The 3,093-nt window shown below is 38.2% G+C and carries 1 protein-coding gene; it reads left to right on the forward strand.

Features of this window, described 5'->3' with window-relative positions; translation table 11 throughout:
* Positions 1 to 2: 2 nt before the first annotated feature.
* A partial coding sequence (locus ABLA33_RS09945) for a hypothetical protein (RefSeq protein WP_347720181.1) occupies positions 3 to 3,093 on the forward strand: 3,091 nt, incomplete at its 3' end.

Here is a 3,093-nt window from a genome sequence, read left to right on the forward strand (position 1 = left end):
AAATAGTGACGCTTAGACAAATGCGTCCCGCCTATAATATTAAGGAGGAGAGCAATGGAGAATGGAAATTTTTTATTGCTAACGATCAGTTTAACGAAGTTTTGCAAAAAGTAATCAGTGCCGTACGCAACAACGATGCAGATAACCATAAGTCTATCTGGATTGCTGGAACATACGGTACAGGAAAGAGCCATGCCGGTGCTGTCATTCAACATCTGTTGTGTGACCCCATAGAAGATATTCGTGAATATGTGGAGGATGAATATAAGAAAGAAAAGCATGATATTTTGCGCAACAGCCTACTACAACTACGAGAGAAGAAGCGTCTTTTTCCCGTAAATATGTATGGCTATCAGAACATTGCTCATGAGGAGGACCTATCACTCCAAATGCAACGTGAAATAAAACGTGCACTTTCAGCAGCAAAGATTGATATCACAGTACAGACAGACTTTGATATGTATGTTCAACATGTTGAGAATCAACCACAATTTTGGGAAAATCTTATTGAACAGAGTGCTCAGCTTGCAAGTGTAGCCCCTGATACTAATAAACTGAAGCAACGCCTGAGAGCCGCTGATACAGATGTGCTTGAAAGTGTACGCCAAGCTTTGCGTATAGGAGGTTATGATATTCGTTTACAGAGCAATAATCTTAAGCAATGGATATTTGAGGTGCAAAATGCCCTTCGAGAGAAAACTGATTACAATGGTTTATTGATTATTTGGGATGAATTTACTGAAGTAATGACTTCAAGTATAGGAACCCGTTTGTTAGTACAACTTCAGGAACTTGCAGAAGCTATGATGAATGCAGAGAATGACTCTTACTTCTTGTTTATATCTCATCCTTCTGCACTAAATACGCTTAAAGAAGAAGAACGCGAAAAAACCAAAGGACGCTATCACTATATAATCTACAATATGGAACCAGTTTCGGCATTCAAAATTATGTCGAAAAAGTTTGAGATTGTAAATTATACTTTGTACATGATGCGTCAGGATCGTTTCTTTAACATCCATCCAGAATTATTGGAGATGTTCAGCACCACCAGTACAGATACAGAACAGACGATAGAAAATATAAAAAATTTATTCCCACTACATCCAGCAACAGCAAATCTTGCAACTTATTATGCTCGTGAAGCAGGATCCAGCAGTAGAAGTGTATTTGAATTTCTGGCTAGTGATGCCGTGCACGAGTTCCTTGATGATGATGAAGCCTATAAGGCAGAGCAAACTATTACAGCTGATTATCTATGGGACTATGTACAAGAATTCTTTGAAAGTGATAGTACTAAATTTGGTGCCGTTACTGAAAGATATAATAGTCACCACTTAGCTGTAGAAAGTCAAGGTGATTGTTATTTGAAGGTTTTCAAAGGTATCCTATTACTTAATGCTCTTAACAATATAGCCAACAACGATACTGTTACACCTAGTGAAGAGAATGTCTATAATCTTTTCTCTGGAACTAAGGAACAAGACGATCTGCCCACCATTCTTGATTTTTTTAATGATAAAAGCATTATTCAGCGCCAGCCAAACGGCAATTTTTCCATTCTATTCACAGCCCTGCCAGGAGATGAAATACAAAAGATAAAACAAGAATTAAAAACTTCGAGTTTCTTGTTTACTGATCAAGTAATTAAGTTCGGTAGTACAGCCTCCAATATTTTTACAAGAAATTTATCACAAGTGGCACGCCCATATGCATTTCATTTTTTTGGCATACAGGGTAATGAGTATACCCTAATGAATCAAATCGCAAATGCAAAGAAACAGACGCAGCCCTATGAAGTTTTTCTCGCTATTATGGTAGCTCGCAACAATCAAGAACTTTTGCTTTTGAAAGAGATAGCAGAGAAAAATTGCAAGGATGAGCGCTTCACTACCATTTCTTTTGTCGTTATTGAGGCAATTATGGGTGATAAAGAATATGAACGTTTTATTGAATACCAGGCAAATGCACAATGCGCACAAAGTCATGGCTTACCGCAACAGTATCAGACCTACACTAAGCAGGCCGCTGAAATGATACAGCAATGGGTTAATAAAATGCGTGGCAACAATGTGACGTTCTATCTCAATGGTGACAGCATGACCATTGTTGGTAGTAAAATGACTAGCACTATCAATGGTAGTATCGCGCCGAGTATTTTCACAAGTGGTCCTGAATCATTAGAAACCATACGAACAAAATTTAGTGCAACTTATTGGAAAAAAGCATCTGTGAAAGCCACGGTTGATGCCGTGTTAAGTTATAATACGAAGCAAGATATTATAGATAAGTGTGGAGGCCCCGCTCGTCATGTGGAGTTCTTATTGCAAGACAGTGTAGACGATAACTTACAATGGAAGGATACCATCTCGCCCAATCATCCACTGAAGAAAGTCTGTGACTATGTGGATGAATGGCTCAGTGGTCGCCATACTAGCAAGAATCAAAGCTTTAACCTTGGTGATAAGCTCATAGGTTTGACAGAAGCACCTTTTGGACTCTTCCAAAGTTATGCACCAATGGCAATGGTAGCCTTCGCCATGCGCAAGTATGTCAATATAATCTTTGATACTAACGGAAAACAGCGTACTGCTCAGCATCTTGTAGAAGATGTTGTCGAATTATTCAAAGCATGGGAAAATGGTAAGACAAACAACAAACTGAATTTCATATTCGAGAGTAAGGAAGCTGGTCGAGTTTGCAAAAGCCTTATTAGAATGTTCAATTTGAATAAATTGAAGGGCTATTCTGATATCAGTAGTCTGAAAGATGCTCGTTGGGCAGTACTTCATGTGTATTGTAAGGAAAAAGGCTATCCACTTTGGTCATTAAAAAATATCGAAGATTGTACTCCTGAAATAAGGGAATTCATAGACAATCTTATGCGTGTAGTGAGTGATCCCGAAAGCATGAAAAATCCAAGTTTGCTGGAAAATACAATCAACGGATACGATACTTTAAAAACAGACTTTGGTAATTTACTCATACCATCTGCAAACAACTTCCATAAAGGCTTTGTCACATATATGCAGAGTATTGACAATGTAAATGTAATGGACGAGGAAGTGGAAGAAGCACTAAAATATCTCCACG

It is taken from the genome of uncultured Alloprevotella sp. (genome assembly GCF_963536905.1).
Classification (GTDB): domain Bacteria; phylum Bacteroidota; class Bacteroidia; order Bacteroidales; family Bacteroidaceae; genus Alloprevotella.